The organism is Micromonospora sp. AKA38 (assembly GCF_027925725.1).
Lineage (GTDB): Bacteria > Actinomycetota > Actinomycetes > Mycobacteriales > Micromonosporaceae > Micromonospora.
Genome location: NZ_BNEI01000004.1, coordinates 190,419 through 206,228 on the forward strand (window position 1 = coordinate 190,419; position 15,810 = coordinate 206,228).

A 15,810-nucleotide genomic window follows, 5' to 3' on the forward strand; every position below is an offset into this window, starting at 1 on the left:
AGCGAACGCCAGTCGGAGAAACGCCTTTCCGGCCGTCCGCACGGTCGCGGACGGGCGCCGGTCCGGCGGCCAGTCGACCGGCGCGCGTACGGCGGTAGGGTGCCGGGCCGACGGTCAGCAATTTCCGCCGGTTGGCCGGTGGCGCCGTTGAATACATCCCGGCTTGCGCTGTGGTCGCCTTGCCGGCACTACGTAACGCCGTGACGGGCCTCCCCGGTGGTCGCCAAGCTGGCTCAGGCCTGGTCAGTGGATGCCGGCGCTTGTGATGTCCCCGTTGTTTACGGATCGTCGTTGCGCCTGCACGCCAATACTCGCGCATGGCCTGCGGTCCGTCGTTACCAGCCCTGCCTTCGCCTGCGGACTACGTCCGCCGACCCACGCCGCACAACATCCTCCGATTCCGAGATCAACGAGACGAGCGGGCCATGGTGAGGCTGATGAAGCCGACATAGCGTGGGGCCGATGCGTGCCCCACTTCCAAGGAGCAAGACGTTGGAGAACGAGATCCAGCTGATCAGTGACGGCGATGGGTTGGCGATCATCGGGCATCCGGCGGCTGTCGATCGTTTCCTCACCCAAGAGCGGCTGCCGTCGAAAGACCTGGGGCTGAAACGGCTCAGCAGCGCCCTCGGTACCGGGTCCAAGATCGCCAAAGCCGGGGCCGAGATCTCCGAGCAGTCCGGTCGCTGGGTCCAGCTGTCCGCGGAGTCCGCCCAGGCGATGAAGAAGTACACCCTGATGAGCGGCTCGGAGAATGGTCTCAGCCGTGCCGTGCTGACCGACCACGGCAGGATCACCGGCCTGCTCGAGATCGTGCGAACCCCGAGCGCGATGCTGACCAACCCGGCGATCCTGACCGGTGCCGCTGGTCTCATGGCGCAACTCGCGATGAAACAGAGCATGGACGAGATCACCGACTATCTCGCCGTGATCGACGCGAAGGTCGATGCCGTGCTCCGCGCTCAGACCGACGCGGTGATGGCTGACATGATCGGGGTGGAGCTCGTCATCGACGAGGCTCTGACGATCCGGGAGCAGGTGGGCAGGGTCTCTGAGGTCACCTGGTCGAAGGTGCAGGCCACCCCGGTGCCGCTGGCCCGGACCCAGGCGTACGCGTTGCGGCAGCTCGACGCCATCGCCGAGAAACTGGAGACGACCAACGTCGGTGACCTGGCCGCGACGTCGAAGGAAGCCGAGATCAAGGTGCAGGAGTGGCTCGCGGTTCTGGCCCGCTGCTTCCAACTCCAGGACGCGGTCGCCGTGCTCGAACTCGATCGCGTGCTGGACGCGTCCGCAGAAGAGTTGGAGGAGCACCGCGTCGCCATCCGGATCGCCCGGCAGAAGCGCCTTGAGCTCATCTCCCGTACCACCGAGCGCCTGATGGCCCGGATGGACACGGCCGCCGGCACTGCCAACGCGAAGGTGCTGCTCAATCCGAACTCGTCACGCGCCGTGGTGCGGTCAACCAATCACGTCGCGACCATCGTCGTCGATTTCAACGGCCGGCTCGGCGTCGAACGCGACCGCCGGTCATGGGACGCCCGGCGATGGCTCGACGCGGCCGTGGAAGTGCGCGACAAGGTCGTCGAAACCGGGTCCGAGGTGGGCGCCAAGGTTCTCGACACCGGAGCTGAGGTGAAGGACAAGGTGCTGGAAACTGGCGCGGAGGGTTTCGGTGTCGCTGGTCGTTTCAGTATGCAGGCTTTCGGCCGGGCCAGATCGATGATGGGCAGGTTCTCCGATGAGATCGCCGAGCGGGCCCAGCGGCAACGTGGGAGTAGAGAGGAGATTGATCGAGAACACCCGTAGTGGTGCGTCCGGATCTGCCGCTGATCGGGCGCGCGTTCGGTCACCCTCGGCGTTACCGCTGTCGAGCACCGTCCTGATCAAGATCGTTCGATCCGAGTTCCCTCGCACGCGTGGTCAACTGTTGGACCTGATCCCGTGAAAGCCAGCTGGCGACAGCTACCAGGCTGCCGATCTCCTGGCTCGCTTCGTAAGGTCCTTCCCTCGGGGTGACATCGTCGACCGACAGCCCCGCGATCACCAGGAGGTCGGCTACCGGCAGTTGCATCGTGGGCGCAATGTCGTGGAGAACTTCCACGCTTGGCGGGATGGCACCACTGAGGAGTTGCCGGATGGTCGACTCAGCTCGGCCAGAGGCACGGCTCATCGCTTGTGGAGTGAGACGACGGTTTGCCACGAGACCACGCAGGATCAATGCGATGTCGCGGCTCATCCGGACAGGCTACCGCGGTGGGCCATGCTGGTTGATCGACACGGCGAAACCCGGCTCACTGTCATGCCGCGTTTCGGGTGGCGGCCGGGGCAACAGGTCGAGGTCGATCGGCCGCGTGGGGCAGGATATGAGCGTGATCCTTCTCGTCCCCGCGAACCCTCTTCGGCCGCGCCACCCAGACGAGCACTTCGCGGCGGAGGCAGGGGCCGCCCGTGCTGCTGGGATCGATGTTGCGGTGGTCGACCACGATGCGTTGGCTCGGGGCGCAGATGCGCGACGGGCGGTCGCCTCGGTCTCGGGCAGTGGTACGGCTGTATACCGCGGCTGGATGCTGCGCTGCGAGCGGTACGGCGCGTTCGCCGAGTTGCTCGCCGATCGCGGTGTGGTGTTGAGGAGCACTGCTGAGCACTACCGGCGGGCGCACGAGCTGCCCGGTTGGTATGCCGCTCTGGCTGCGGCCACTCCACTGTCGGTGTGGACCACGGGCTCGGACCGGGCCGACTTTGACCGCGCGCGGGTCGAACTGGGCGCGGGACCGGCGGTGCTGCGTGACTACAGCAAGTCGATGAAGCACTACTGGAATGAGGCGACGTTCATCCCCGACCTGGATGACGGCGCGGCTGCGTGGCACGTGGCCAGGCGGTTTCTGGAGCTGCGTGACGACGACTTCGTGGGCGGTTTCGTATTGCGGCGCTTCGAGCGGTTCACCTCCGCCGAAGTACGCACGTGGTGGGTCGACGGTGTGTGCGTCCTGATCGGACCGCATCCCGACAGCCCGCACGATCCCGCGCCGGCCGGGATCGACCTGGCCCCGATCGCACCGATGATCGCCGGACTCGGCCTGCCCTTCGTCACTGTCGACCTCGCCCTGCGTGTGGACGGCGAATGGCGGGTGATTGAGCTCGGCGACGGGCAGGTGAGCGACCGACCAACCACCATCGAACCTCAAACGATGATGACGGCCCTGCTTGTCCTGGCCCGCTGACCGGCAGCACTGTCTGTCCGAACATCCGCTCATACCGCGAGGCGCGGGTCTTGAGGCTCGGCTACGTGTAAGCGGAGTCCCAGACGCGCTCGAACGCGTCGCGTGTGGCGACGAACGGGCTCCAGTCTTCTTCAGGATCATCCAGGCTCGCCTGCCCGAGGCCGCCGTACCGGTCTGTCTCATGTCCGGGCCCGTACCGGAGGACCGGGCCGTGGTCGTACACCTCGACCTGCCGGACCGGCCAACCGCCGTCATTCACCTCGAAGTACCAGACTGAGTGTCCCCAAACGTCGAACTCGTCGCCGCGCGATTCGTCCCAGCGACGACGATAGAAGCGGCCGTCCATGGCTGTAAGCGTAGATCCGCTCATGCGCGGATCTGCCGCCGACCGGGCGCAACGTTCGGTCGCGCCTACCGTATGCGTGATGGCGTGCAGTTGGCCGGGCATTCGTTAGGTGCCGAACCCGCCGCACAGGTAGTACAGGCTCGTGGCCAGTCCCAACATCCAGCCGGCCACGAGGCCAGACGATGACCCACGGCCGAGCCGTCCGGACAGCGCGAAGCAGCTGCCCAGCAACACCAGCTGCGCAATGCCGTACGTGAGTACGCCGAAGAAGAGCGCCGCGAACCTCCCACCGGCATCCACGTCCGCATTCGGGCCGCCACCAGCGGCGGTAGCCAGGGCAATCGTGAGCCCAACAGCAAGGCCGTGCCCAGCGAGGGCAACGACCGCTCCGGCAACCATCGGCCTGGTGATCGTCACCGCCGGAGCGTGACATACGTCGAAGGAACTGGTCTACGTCAGCTCGAACGATTTACGAAACCGCCTTGCACAGCCGCCAGACGGAGCCGCGCTGATCTGCCGCCGTCTGAGGGCCTGGCCACACATCAATGGCTCCGGGGCGACATGGCGCGGGTGGCCGGCTTCAATCGTGGCCGACGTCGGGTTCGCCGAGATTGTTCCGCAACTGACCGAGGCAGCCCGGGCAGACGCGAAGCCAGTCCGGACGAGGTCACGCAGCACCCGCTCCGACGCGGCGGCCCGCCAGATCGGTCAGTGCTCGCCGTCTCCCACCTCCCGCCAGGCAACCAGACGCTCGGCCATGGGCCCGGTGCCGGCGCCCTCGGGCGACACGCCGAAGTGACCGCGGATCTCCTCGTCGAGGTACTCCCGAATTTCGTTGCTGTCCGCTCCACCGGCCAGCCTCGTCAACAGCGGCGAGAGCATGCAGTCGTACTCGTCGACGTTGGTCTCCGGATCGAAGACACCGATGAAATCCCACTCGTTGAGCAATCGTCGCAACTCGTCCGCCCGCTCGTACACGCGGCGATGATCTCATGTTGGACGGCACACAGCCCGCCGTCGAACAGCACAGGCCCGTGCACTCCTTTGCCGCTGATAAGGCGCGGCATACCTGAGCACGTCCGGTTGACAACCGGGCCGTGGGAGCGGACCGGGAGCAACTGAGCCCAACGGTCGCTGACCGGGCGTAGGCGTCAGCCAGGATGGCTCGGGCAGGCGGCCACAGTGTCTGACGAACGACGTGCAGGAAGGTCCGACGCAGGCTGGACGCAGCAGCCCGGTCGCGATTCCCTGATCGGGGGAGCAGGTTGGGAGCAGCAGGGTGCACTGAACGGCCCTGAACCGCACCGAACGGCAGCGTCGCACCCAACTGCACCCACCCCTGCCTGCGGCTTCGCGATTTCGCAGGTCAGAGTCGGTGCGGCGTCCTGCTTCACACGGAGTGCTCCGCCGTTTCGAGCAGCAGTGTCGACGGCTCAATCTTCCGTGGCGGGCGAGTATGCGCAGATCGCAGCGGTAAGGGGTAGCTGGTTAGCCGGGCCTTGCAGGTGGGAGCAGATTGGGCGCAGGTTGGCGAAGTGGTCACCGCGTCCGAAGAGCTCACCGAGCCCGGGCCAAGCGTAAGGCTCTGACCTGCGGAGATCTGGGGGAGAAGTCTGGTGTGACTCCCAGCGAAGACCGAAGTGGTCAGGGTCGGCTGCTCCCCGCCTGGATTGTGCCGCTGTCGTTTACCGGGCGGCTCAGCACCACGTCGCCCGCTCGCTGCGCCCGCAGCTCGGGTGACCTCTTCGGCGAGCTTGAAGTGGTCAAGCGGGGTCGCATCGGTCGGTGCTCGCCGGAAGACGACGTCGGGCAGCGGATGCTGGCTCCGGGGAACCATGCGTCGTCCGGTGACTCGGCATGACCCACGTGTGCCGGCGCACCGACTGGTACGGCGGCACCGAGCCGGAAGCCTTCGTCCTGCGTCGTCTCGGCTGAGAGTGCCACCCCGGCTGGAGCTCAGGGCAGCCGGGCGAGCAGGTCGGTGACGTCCGCCCGGGTGGGGAGGCCGCCCTGCGCGCCGATGGCGCGGGTGGAGAGCGCGGCGGCGGTCGCCGCGAACCGGGCGGCCTCGGCCAGCGGGGTCCCGTCCACCAGGGCTGCGGTGAGCGCGCCGCAGAAGCAGTCGCCCGCCCCGGTGGTGTCGATCACCGGCACCGTCGGGGCGGGCACCAGGTCGTACCGGTGCCCGTCGCGGACCAGCGCGCCGGCCGCACCGAGGGTGACCACCACCTGCCGCACCGGCAGCGTCGCGAGGGCCCGTCGGGCGTCGTCGACGTCGTCGACCGACAGTCCGGTGAGCTGGGCCAGCTCGATCCGGTTCGGCACCAGCACGTCCACCTGGTCGAGCAGGGCCGCGTCGATCGAGCCGGCCGGGGCCGGGTTGAGCACGCGGAGCGGTCCGGTGACGGCGAGGGCGGCGCGCACCGCCGCGGCCGGGATCTCGCACTGGACCAGTACGGCCGCGGGTGCCGGGTGGGCGGGGGCGACATCGGCCGGCGCGAGCCGCCGGTTGGCGCCGTCGAGCACCACGATGGAGTTCTCGCCGGTGGGGTCGAGCAGGATCAGCGCTTCCCCGGTCGGGGCGTCGTCGACGCGGCGTACCCGGGAGACGTCGACCCCGGCGGAGCGCAGGGCGGCCAGCAGGGTCTCGCCGGCGGCGTCCTGGCCGACGGCGGCGCGGAGCGCGACCCGGCGGCCGAGCCGGGCGAGCGCGACCGCCTGGTTGGCGCCCTTCCCGCCGGCACCGGTCTCGGCGTCGTCGGTCAGCACCGTCTCACCGGGGCGGGGCAACCGGTCGAGCCGGATCACCCGGTCGAGGTTGGCGCTGCCGACCACCAGCACCTCGACCGGGTCGTCCGCCGCTTGTCCCGGGTTCGTCACCGGGCCGCCAGCCAGGTGAGCAGGCGGGCCCACAGCTCGGGGTAGCCGGGCCAGGCCAGGAAGGACGGCGGGGCCCAGTGCGGGGCGAGGTCGGAGGTGAAGACCCCGGTACGCCCCGCGCCGACTTGCCGGACGGCGATCAGCGGGTCCGGGCCGACGGTGACCAGCACCTCGCCGTCGTCGCGGGCGGTGGTGCGGTTGTAGCCGAGCAGCGCCGGCCACTCCGTCTGCTGGTCGGGCAGGGCCGGGTGACTGGTCAGCACCTTTGGCTGGACCCCCTCGGGGGCCTCTACCCGGTCGTCGCCGCCGTGCAGGTCGACCGGGAGCAGGTCGGCCAGCGGGCTCTGCCCGTACCGGGCCTTGCCGTCGATGCCGGAGAAGGAGAGGTAACCGCCGACCATCAGCAGCGCGCCGCCGGTGCGGACGTACTCCCGGATGGTGGCGAGCCGGTTCGGCTCGCTGGCGGAGGTCCGGAAGACCGCCGGGGTGAGCAGGAACGTGTTCGCCCCGACGTCGCTGATCACCACGCAGTCGTACCGGCGGAGGTCCTCGACGGTGGTGGGCAGGTCGTCGGCGATGCGGTGGGCGGGGATGTGCTCCACCTCCCAGCCCCGGGCCCGCAGGACGGCCTTGAACTCCGCGCCGCCCTCCTGGTACTCGCTGTTGGTGAAGCTGTCGAAGCCCTTCTGGTGGATCAGGTGGATGAACCACGACTCTCCGAGCAGCAGAATTCTCACGGCCGGACTCCTTACTCGATGGTGCCGCTCGGGAAGTGTTCGCGGAACTGCCAGTCGTGTTCGGGGACGATGACGTCCGCCTCGCGGTGCAGGCGGGCGTAGCCCCGCATCAGCTCGGGCAGGTTCCAGAACGAACCCATCGGCCAGTTGAGCTCAAGATTGCGGTAGTTGTACATGACGTCGCTGGTCAGGCAGACGGTGCCGAGCGCGGTCTCGACCATGACCACCATGCAGCCCGGGGTGTGACCGCCGATCTTGATCAGGCGGACCCCGTCGGCGATGTCGACGTCGCCGTCGATCACGTCCAGCCGGTCCCGGATGGCGGTGATCTTGTAGGAGTAGTCGGGGTAGTAGAACATGCAGAACGACGGTGGGGCGATCGCCTGCGGCAGCTCGTCGCGTTGCACGACGAACCGCGCCCGGGGGAAGAGCTCGTTGTTGCCGACGTGGTCGAAGTGCAGGTGGGTCAGGACGACCACGTCCACGTCCTCGGGACGGACCCCGTGCCGGGCCAGCCCGGCCACGAGGTCCTGGTCCTCGGCGCGGGAGGCGACGAAGTCGACCCCGTAGCGGCTTTGCATCGCCGACACTTCGTCGATGGACCCCAGGCCGGTGTCGATGAGGATGGTCTTGTCGGTGCCCTCGATCAGCCAGACCGGCACCGGCACCATCACCCCCTCGGTGACCTGCCCGTTGCGCCGCCGAATGTCGTTCCGGAAGCCGTACGGCAGGACCCGGGACCGGTCCAGGTCAGGGTGTGCGCCACTGTTGAGCAGGCTGACCGAGAGGGAACTCTCCAGCTCACCGGTGACGATCTGGTGGATCCGCAGCATCGCAGCTCTCCCGTCCGTTGCTCGGTGCCGTCAGAAGCCGGTCTCGTCCGCGCCGAACTTCTCGACGTACTTGTTCCAGGTCTGCTCGACCAGGAAGTGCTTGCCGGCGTCGACCGCACTCGGGATGGAGCCGTTCGAAGTCAGGTAGGAGTTGTCGCCGTCCCAGGTCTTCTTCCAGTAGGAGACCCCACCCGGGTCGAGGATCAGCTCCTTGGTCGCCTTGGCGTTCGGCGCGTACAGCTCGAACTTCTGCCAGAAGTCCTGGAAGCCCTGCACGGTCAGGTTCGCGCCGGTGTCCTTGTTCAGCCGGTCAGTGATGATCTTGCCGCACTCGGCGGTGTTGGCGTCGCAGTACCGGACGATCCGGTGGAAGGTGTTCACCAGCTTGAGCAGCGCCTCCTCGTTCGCCGTGGCGAAGTCGGTGGTGGTGACCAGGCCGTTGATCGGCGGCGGGGCGAGGTCAGGGCCGGAGGCGAGCACCGGCATCCCCTCGGCGGTCGCGCGCACCCGCTGCGGGATGCCCCCGAGATAGGCGTCCCCGGTGCCGCTGAGGAACGCGGCCAGCCCCTGGTCCGGGTCCAGGTCGACGATCTTGACGTCCTTCTGGGAGAGCCCGACCGACTCCAGCGCGGCGACCACCTGCTTGCCCATGTCGGTCGACATGGTGGTGACGATGGTCCGCCCCTTGAGCTGTTTGAACGTCTCGGCGCGGGCGTCGGCCTCGGAGAGGCCACCGGCGACGTACTCGTCCAGGGGCTTCAGGCCGGAGCCCTTCTTGCCCATCAGCGCCGAGCCCTCGGTGAACGGGTTCCAGGCGTACCAGTAGACGACGTTGGGGGCCTTGTTGGCGACCGAGACCACGCCGGTGGTGTTGTTGATCGCGGCGTCCACGCCGTCGGAGGCGACCGCCGGCATGATGGCGTCCCAGGCGAGCGACTTCAGCTCGACGTTGAGCCCGGCCGCCTTGAACCAGCCCTTCTCCTCAGCGATGATCGGGATCATCGTGTCCTGGAACGGGGAGATGCCCAGCCGGATCGTGGTGGTGCCGTCCTCGGCGGGGCCGGAGTCGGCGTCGGAGTTGCAGGCGGTGGCGGCCAGGGCGAGCGCGGCGACGGTGAGACCGAGGGCCAGCTTCCGGCTTGTCCGGGCGGCCGAGTGGGGGAATGACATAGTCGTGCTCCTTCTCAGAAGAGCTTCCAGACCGACGTTCAGGAAGAGCTTTCGGACCAACGGGTGACGCGGGCGCTTACGAGCTTGATGAGCCGGTCGACCAGGACCGCCTCGATGGCGATGACGATGGTGCCGATCAGCACCACGGGGGTGTTCAACGTCCGGCTGGCCTGCATGATCAGGCGGCCGATGCCCTGTTCGGCGCCGAGGAACTCGGCGGCGACGACCACCGCGAAGGCGAGCGCGCTGCCGATCCGCAGCCCGGAGACGAGTTCGGGGACGATGGCGGGCAGGATCACGGTCCGGTAGACCTGCCCCTCGCGGGCACCGAGCGAGCGGGCCGCGCGACCGTAGACCGGACTGACGTTGTTCGCCGACACGATCGTGTTGACCACCATGACCATGAAGCAGGCCAGGGAGCCGAGGAAGAGCTTTCCGCTGTCACCGATGCCGAACCAGAGGATGACGAACGGAATCAGGGCCACCGGCGGCACCGGCCGCAGCGCCTCGATCAACGGGGTCAGGGTGAAGAGCAGCACCCGGGAGCGGACCATCAGCAACCCGACCAAGACCCCGATGGTCGAGCCGAGCAGCCAGGAGAAGAGGACCCGCAACAGGGTGGCGGCGGCGTCCGGGAGCATGCTGCGCCAGATCTGTTGTACGGCGGCGAGCACCTCGCTCGGGGCGGGGAAGTAGAGCGGCTTCACCGTGCCGGTGAGGTCGGTCAACGTCCACCAGAGCAGCAGCAGCGCCACGATCACCCCGGTGCCGAGCCCGATCCCGACCAGAGCGGACCGGTCGCCGGAGCGGGGACGGGGCAGTCGTGCCTCGGTCGCGGTCACGCCGACACCTCCCGCAGGCTCCGGGAGATCTGGATTCGCAGGTCCTGGAAGGCCGAGCTGCCCCGCAGGTCCAGGTCGGCGCGGCGGTCGAACGGCACGGTGATGTCCTGGTGGACCCGGGCCGGTCGGGGCGTCATCACGATCACGCGTTCGCCCACGAAGAGCGCCTCCTCGATGTCGTGCGTGACGAAGACGATGGTCTTCGGCTCGGCGACGTTGACCGCGTGCAGCGCCAGCCACATCGCCTCGCGGGTGAAGATGTCCAGCGCCCCGAACGGCTCGTCCAGCAGCAGGACCTCTGGGCCGGAGGCGTACGCGCGGGCGATGTCGACCCGCTTGCGCATGCCGCCGGAGAGCTCCTTGGGGTACGCCTCGGCGAAGTCGGCCAGCCCGACCAGCTCCAGGTAGCGGTCTACCCGCTCGCGTCGGGTCGCCCGGTCCACCCCGCGCAGCCGCAGCCCGTACTCGACGTTGCGGCGAACCGTCAGCCACGGGAAGACCGCGTCGGACTGGAAGACCACCGCCCGGGAGCTGTCCGGCCCGGTGACGGGTTGACCGTCCACCAGCAGCCGGCCGCCGCTCGGGCGCAGGAAACCGGCGATCAGGTTCAGCAGCGTCGTCTTGCCGCATCCGCTCGGCCCAACCACACAGACGACCTGATGCTTCTCGATCCGCAACGTCGTACGGGACAGCGCCAGCACGTCGCCCCGACGGGCCCGGAACTCCTTGCTGACGTCCTCGATCTCAATGACCGTCACGGTCGTCACCTCCTGTCGTGGTCGGCGGCGGGGCGGTGGTGTCCCGCTCGGTCAGGCTGACCGGCAGCACGTGCCGTCCGGTCTCGGCGTCCGACCCGGGGTGCCCGAGCACCCGGAGCAGGACGGTCGCGGCGAGCGATCCCATGCCGACCGCGTCCTGTCGGACGGTGGTCAGGCCGGGGGTGACGTGCCGGGCGGCCCAGATATCGTCGAAGCCGACCACCGAACAGTCGACCGGCACGGTCAGACCGACCTCCCGCAGCGCCCGCAGCGCGCCCAGCGCCACCAAATCGTTGAGGGCGAAGATGGCGGTGACCTCGCCGGCGCGGATCAGGGTGGTCAGCTCGACGGCGGCCTGGTAGCCGGCCTCCTCCTCGAAGGAGCCCTTGACCACGGTCGGCGCCCGCCCCGCCAGCTCGATCCAGGTGGCGACGAAGCCGTCGACCCGCTGGATGCTGCTGACCAGATCCGGGCTGGCCCCGATCACCGCCGCCCGGCGGTGCCCGAGCCCGGCCAGGTGGTGGGCGGTGAGCACGCCGCCAGCCCGGTTGTCCGACACGACGGTGGCGGCGGCCAGCTCGCCCAGATCCTCGTCCACCGCCACCATCGGGATGCCGGCGAGCAGCTCGGCGAGGTGCGGGGTCGGGGCCGGGGCGCCGGCAGCGTAGACCACCCCGTCGACGGCCTGCGACTTCAAGGTCTCCAGGTAGAACAGCTCGCGCTCGGAGGTCCAGCCGGTATTGCCGAGCAGTACGTTGAAGCCCCGCTCGATCGCGGTCTGCTCGACTCCCTTGGCCAGCTCGGCGAAGAAGCTGTTGCCGATGTCTGGCACCAGCAGCCCGAGGGTGCGGGTGGTGCCCCGGGCCAGGTTCTGCGCGGTCCGGCTCGGCACGTAGCCAAGGTCGCGCATGGCTTCCCGGACGAGATCCTGGACCCGTTGACTGACCGGCCGGTTGCCGCTCAGAACGTGGGACACGGTCGCTCGGCTGACTCCGGCCCGAGCGGCCACGTCACTGATCGAGACCGACATTCCACCTCCTACGCAAACCGGTTTGGCAAACCGGTTTGCGCCACTGTAGGTGTCGGCATAACAGCACGTCAAGAGGGAGTTCTAGGGATGCCGGGCAGTTTCGGTTGCGGTCGATGGATTCGGGTGTTGAGCGTCCTGCTGCGCAGCTCGTCGTCTCGCATTGTGGGAGCCATGAGTGGGGTGAGCCGCGATGGCCTGCACAGCGGACAAGTCGTTGCGGCATAACGGTCCGACCCGTGCGGCACTCGACTGGGTCGGTGCAGCTCAAGCCCAAGTCGGTCAGCAGCAACCGAACGACGGCGCGCGGACGGCCAGCACCGACCCGACTTCGGCTGCCGGCGCCATGTAGCCGGCGGTTGGGGGAGCGGGTTGGGAGCAGGCGGATGCCCTGAACGGCGTGGAACCGCATCAAACGGTACTCAACGTCGTTCAGCTGCACCCACCACGACCTGCACGTTCTCATTTCCGCTGGTCGGAGTCGGTGCGGCCTCCTGCTCGAGCCCGGAGGCCTCACCGTTGGCAGCTCCGCTGCACGGGTCGACGTCCGCTCCCGCCGATCCGGGGTCCGATTTCACGCGTCGCCGACATCGATGATTGTGAACCTGCTGCCGGAGGAAGGGTGCTGTCACGACGAACAGGGCGGTCAGAGGCGGTAGAAGGAGTAGCTGTAGGGCGGCCTCCGTCGTGGATGGCACGCAATCGTGGCTGCCTGACCTCGGGCAGTCGGGCCAGAACGCGAAGGGAGATCTGGTCCCGGCTCGAGTCGGTGACCCCGGAGCAGTGCCGGCAGGGGCTCCGGCGGGATCGGACCGACCGCCCAACCGGCTTCGGGCCTCTTGAAGTGCGAGGTGTCGCCAGGCGTCCCAGGCCAGCGGGACGGGCTTCACCGGCGGGGCCACCGGCCAGTGCTCACCGGTCTACGGATGTTCTGGGATGAGAGCGAAGTGGCGCGCGGTTGGGCAGCGGTTGCCCAGCGTGGACCGGCGGCGATACGGCGGCGGGCCCCGCGGGGCGGGGCGCGCGTCGGTGCAGCCGCCAACCGATGGTGGACAGCCGCAGTCGACGGGACGGCGTTTAGTTCGCGGGAGACAGCCGACCTGTCTCCGTGCCCTGAGCGTCGAGGAGCACCAGGATCTGACCGTCGAGACCTGCTCGTCTGGCCGTCACGAGCCATCCTCCGACCGACACACTGTCGGCGCAAAACGTCAGTGTGGTTCCTCTTGCGGTCGTGAGTAGTGTGCCGTTGGCAGCGGTGATCCACCGACCGCTCTCGTCGTTGCAGCCGTCGGATCCGCGCCATTCACCGTCGGCCGTGAACTTCACGTATGCGGCCTTGTGTCCCGTCAGGGGTACCCAGCGCCCCGCCAGCCGGTGTCGGTCCACCGGAACTAGCTTCGCCGGTAGGGCGACCGCTGGTGTCAGGGCCCGGCGGGCCTCGTCGGTGATCACCGGCGGTTCCAGTAGGTCGTCGGCCTTGTCGGGCTCGGGGGTCGGTGTCGCGCCGGGGATCAGCCGGGCGACCCGTTGCGCTCGTGCGTCCAGGAGCACGGGTAGTCCTGCGCCGTCGAAGTGGTAGGCGGTGACGCGGCGTAGCCATTCTGGGGTTTCTCGACTGGCGTTCGCGCAGCCGGGGATGCCTTCGACCGCGGTGGTGGTAGCCGTGTAGATGTCCGCGAGGAAGGTGCCGTCGTTGCTGGCCCGCCAGGATCCGCCCAGAGTGCCGCAGCGGCTGCCGACCAAGTCCAGATCATGGTCCGCGAGGCGCAGGATCGTGCCCGCGCCGGGGTCGGCAACGTCGACGATCGTCCAAGAACCGATCAGTGACGTCGGCGCCACAGGCCCGCTGGTTCCCGGGATCGGCTGCGGATTTGCGGGCTCCGGGTGGCTCTGCCTGCTGCATCCGGCGAGCAGCACGCCCATCACGACCAGCGTCGCGAGGTAACCCTGTCGTACCACCTCGGCTCCTCCGGTCGGGCTCTGGCCAGGCTCTGGGCCTCGTGTAGCGAGTTGTCGAACCGCCTGCTCCTATTTAACGGCCGGAAGGGACGTCGGGTGCGCCCTGAGTTCGCAAACGCCTGAATGTGATGCGAAGGCGACCGCGTTTGTCGGTGGCGACTGGCGGGGCGCTCGCCTGACGGTGCAGGTAGCGCCTCCGTCTCCGGGCGGTTGGCAGGGTGGCAGTCGCTGGTTCCGGTGCGACATCTTGAGCTCGACATGGCCGACGGTGGCTCCGCGCAGCGGCATCCGGACGACCACCCGGTGCAGCACGCCGGCAGCCTGCGGGACGCGCTGAGGGGCCCATCACCACAGGCCTTCGGGTGCCTGAAGGAGGACCGGTACGGCACCTTCGAGCAGACCGGCTGCGTCCGGCCGCACACGTTTGAGTACGGCGGGTCGTGGACGGCGCCCGGCACCTCGTACGAGGACGCGGGCCGTGATGAGGAGGGCGTGCACGCGCAGTGCCGGGTCCTCGTGGCCCGGTATGCGAAGGTCCCGGTCGACGGCGTGCTGCGCCTGGCCCGGAGATCGTTACGCTGGCGGTGTGAGCTATGACCTGTACTTCTGGCTGTCCGGGGCAGCGGAAGATCCTCGTCGGCTGGTTGATCGGCTCGCGGACGAGGAGACTGACGGTCTCGTTGCGGATGAGCGGGTCTTGGCTTTTCGCGCCGAGTTGCTGCGCCGCTGGCCCGACCTTGCCGACATGATCGCGCCATGGCACCACGATCTGGTAGGGCGGCAACCCTGGGGCCGTACTGGTCTCGCCGTTCGATTCGTCGGCGTGACCCTGCCCCATGGTTGGCAAGGCATCAGCGCGCTGCCTGTGCTGGCCGGTGCGTACGGTCTCGACTCGTACGACCCGCAATCAGGGCGGCTGGTGCGGCCTGGGTCGTCGCTAGAGGGCAGGGAAGTTCGCGACGACGTGGCGCATGTCGACGGGTGGGTGGCCGAGGGACACGTCGTGCGGCTGCTGCGGCAGATTAGCGCCTACATCGGCTACTCGTATGACGATTTGGATGAGGCCGCATTGACCGGCGCGCTCGATGAGACGAACGACGAAGCGGTCGACGGTTGGTTCGAGTACCCGCTGGCAGGCGCGCCCATGTTGGTGGTTCGGCTGGCGCAGGCACCGGGCAGCGCCGTGGTCAGTGTTCGCGTCGAGGGCGACATGGACCTGGTTTTGGCCACGCGGATTGAGACGGTGCTGAACCTGTTGTAGCGACTCGTAGAGCAACGAGCCGTACGTGTCGGCAGGGCAAGCCCTCTCAGATGTCACCTATCGGTGCAGCAGACCCGAGGGCCGGACGGCCGGCGGCGTTGAGTCGATCGAGTGACCAGGGTGGGCCGCCGATCGGCGTCGCCACCGACGGCCACGGCACGCTTGACAGCGGACTTGGTCAACAACTCGCAGCGGCATGACGGCGGAATTCGTCGCGGGTCATCGCTTGAGGCTGTGCGAACGGCTTTGGCACCGCCCAAACCTCACCGTCGGTCAGCGACCGCAGATCGCGGAGCGTGAAGGCTACGGAGGAATCGTTGCCAGCGGTCGGGTCAGCGGTGTCTGCGGCGACGATGTATGTCCGATCCACCGAGAAAGCGGTCAGCAAAGTGCCCGGCTTCGTCGTCTGTAGTTCCCACCCAGGCGGGGTCGCCAACAGCCGGATCTGGGCGACGGAGTGCCCCTCGCGACTGCCAACGTTGGCGATGCCCCAGCCGAGCCCAGGGTCCGAGTTCGACGCAGATGTGGTCGTCAACTCGGTCACCGAAATGCCGGATACGCGGACTCCACCGCACGGGTGGAAGATGGCCGTCGGGTGACCGTCATCAAGGAACACGGCCGTGATTGAAACCTTGCGGGGCGTACACGCGGTCGTGAGCAGACAGCACAGCAGGGCCACAAGGCATGCCAGTCCCTGACCTGCTGGCCCGGCTGCCCGCCGAACCGCCACACGCGCCGCCGGCCACATAACCCGATCATGGCTTTCACGGGTT

Annotated in this window: 18 protein-coding genes; 5 read left to right on the forward strand and 13 right to left on the reverse strand. The window is 68.4% G+C overall.

Going from position 1 to position 15,810, the window contains the following annotated elements; all coding sequences use genetic code 11:
• The first annotated feature begins 492 nt into the window (after positions 1-492).
• On the forward strand, positions 493-1,809 hold the full coding sequence (locus tag TPA0908_RS16435; protein ID WP_281938886.1) for a hypothetical protein: 1,317 nt from the start codon (positions 493-495) through the stop codon (positions 1,807-1,809).
• A gap of 52 nt (positions 1,810-1,861) precedes the next feature.
• Here the strand turns inward: TPA0908_RS16435 and TPA0908_RS16440 are convergent, their stop codons facing one another.
• Positions 1,862-2,239 carry a helix-turn-helix domain-containing protein gene (locus tag TPA0908_RS16440; protein WP_281938888.1) on the reverse strand — a complete coding sequence of 126 codons (378 nt, stop codon included), beginning with the start codon at positions 2,237-2,239 and terminating at the stop codon, positions 1,862-1,864.
• Positions 2,240-2,372: 133 nt separating this feature from the next.
• On the opposite strand from TPA0908_RS16440, the gene TPA0908_RS16445 reads away from it, so the two are divergent.
• Positions 2,373-3,224 carry an ATP-grasp domain-containing protein gene (locus TPA0908_RS16445; RefSeq protein WP_281938889.1) on the forward strand — a complete coding sequence of 284 codons (852 nt, stop codon included), beginning with the start codon at positions 2,373-2,375 and terminating at the stop codon, positions 3,222-3,224.
• Positions 3,225-3,285: 61 nt separating this feature from the next.
• Here the strand turns inward: TPA0908_RS16445 and TPA0908_RS16450 are convergent, their stop codons facing one another.
• From TPA0908_RS16450 to TPA0908_RS16500, 11 genes are all read right to left on the reverse strand, one after another.
• Positions 3,286-3,570 (reverse strand): hypothetical protein, encoded by a 285-nt coding sequence (locus TPA0908_RS16450; RefSeq protein WP_281938892.1) that lies wholly within the window; start codon positions 3,568-3,570, stop codon positions 3,286-3,288.
• A gap of 105 nt (positions 3,571-3,675) precedes the next feature.
• Positions 3,676-3,987 (reverse strand): hypothetical protein, encoded by a 312-nt coding sequence (locus TPA0908_RS16455; RefSeq protein ID WP_281938894.1) that lies wholly within the window; start codon positions 3,985-3,987, stop codon positions 3,676-3,678.
• 291 nt (positions 3,988-4,278) lie between these two features.
• Positions 4,279-4,548: a hypothetical protein gene (locus TPA0908_RS16460; protein WP_281938896.1), complete on the reverse strand. Its 270-nt coding sequence runs from the start codon at positions 4,546-4,548 to the stop codon at positions 4,279-4,281.
• Positions 4,549-5,526: 978 nt separating this feature from the next.
• Positions 5,527-6,450, reverse strand: coding sequence for a ribokinase (locus TPA0908_RS16465; RefSeq protein WP_281938898.1), 924 nt, complete (start codon positions 6,448-6,450; stop codon positions 5,527-5,529).
• Complete coding sequence (locus TPA0908_RS16470; protein ID WP_281938900.1) at positions 6,447-7,187, reverse strand: glutamine amidotransferase; 741 nt, start codon at positions 7,185-7,187, stop codon at positions 6,447-6,449. The genes TPA0908_RS16465 and TPA0908_RS16470 overlap by 4 nt, the downstream gene beginning before the upstream one ends.
• A gap of 11 nt (positions 7,188-7,198) precedes the next feature.
• A complete protein-coding gene (locus TPA0908_RS16475) occupies positions 7,199-8,020 on the reverse strand; it encodes an N-acyl homoserine lactonase family protein (protein ID WP_281938902.1) in 822 nt (273 codons plus the stop codon).
• A 30-nt stretch (positions 8,021-8,050) separates the two neighbouring features.
• A complete protein-coding gene (locus TPA0908_RS16480) occupies positions 8,051-9,190 on the reverse strand; it encodes an ABC transporter substrate-binding protein (RefSeq protein ID WP_281938905.1) in 1,140 nt (379 codons plus the stop codon).
• Positions 9,191-9,228: 38 nt separating this feature from the next.
• Positions 9,229-10,032: an ABC transporter permease gene (locus TPA0908_RS16485; protein ID WP_281938907.1), complete on the reverse strand. Its 804-nt coding sequence runs from the start codon at positions 10,030-10,032 to the stop codon at positions 9,229-9,231.
• On the reverse strand, positions 10,029-10,790 hold the full coding sequence (locus TPA0908_RS16490) for an ABC transporter ATP-binding protein (RefSeq protein WP_281938909.1): 762 nt from the start codon (positions 10,788-10,790) through the stop codon (positions 10,029-10,031). Before TPA0908_RS16490 ends, TPA0908_RS16485 begins: the two co-directional genes overlap by 4 nt.
• Positions 10,777-11,820, reverse strand: a complete 1,044-nt coding sequence (locus TPA0908_RS16495; protein ID WP_281938911.1) for a LacI family DNA-binding transcriptional regulator — start codon at positions 11,818-11,820, stop codon at positions 10,777-10,779. Before TPA0908_RS16495 ends, TPA0908_RS16490 begins: the two co-directional genes overlap by 14 nt.
• Before the next feature lie 1,074 nt (positions 11,821-12,894).
• The gene (locus TPA0908_RS16500; protein WP_281938912.1) at positions 12,895-13,740 is read right to left on the reverse strand and encodes an META domain-containing protein; all 846 of its coding nucleotides are present in this window, start codon (positions 13,738-13,740) and stop codon (positions 12,895-12,897) included.
• A 139-nt stretch (positions 13,741-13,879) separates the two neighbouring features.
• On the opposite strand from TPA0908_RS16500, the gene TPA0908_RS31800 reads away from it, so the two are divergent.
• Genes TPA0908_RS31800 through TPA0908_RS16510 form a run of 3 tightly spaced genes read left to right on the forward strand, consistent with a single transcriptional unit; the run spans position 13,880 to position 15,037 of the window.
• Positions 13,880-14,113, forward strand: a complete 234-nt coding sequence (locus TPA0908_RS31800) for a septum formation family protein (RefSeq protein ID WP_374709229.1) — start codon at positions 13,880-13,882, stop codon at positions 14,111-14,113.
• A complete protein-coding gene (locus tag TPA0908_RS16505) occupies positions 14,014-14,373 on the forward strand; it encodes a septum formation family protein (protein ID WP_281938913.1) in 360 nt (119 codons plus the stop codon). Before TPA0908_RS31800 ends, TPA0908_RS16505 begins: the two co-directional genes overlap by 100 nt.
• Positions 14,363-15,037, forward strand: coding sequence for a hypothetical protein (locus TPA0908_RS16510; RefSeq protein WP_281938915.1), 675 nt, complete (start codon positions 14,363-14,365; stop codon positions 15,035-15,037). Before TPA0908_RS16505 ends, TPA0908_RS16510 begins: the two co-directional genes overlap by 11 nt.
• Positions 15,038-15,215: 178 nt before the next feature.
• Here TPA0908_RS16510 and TPA0908_RS16515 read toward each other — a convergent pair whose 3' ends face one another.
• Positions 15,216-15,653, reverse strand: coding sequence for a hypothetical protein (locus TPA0908_RS16515; protein WP_281938917.1), 438 nt, complete (start codon positions 15,651-15,653; stop codon positions 15,216-15,218).
• Positions 15,654-15,810: the final 157 nt, after the last annotated feature.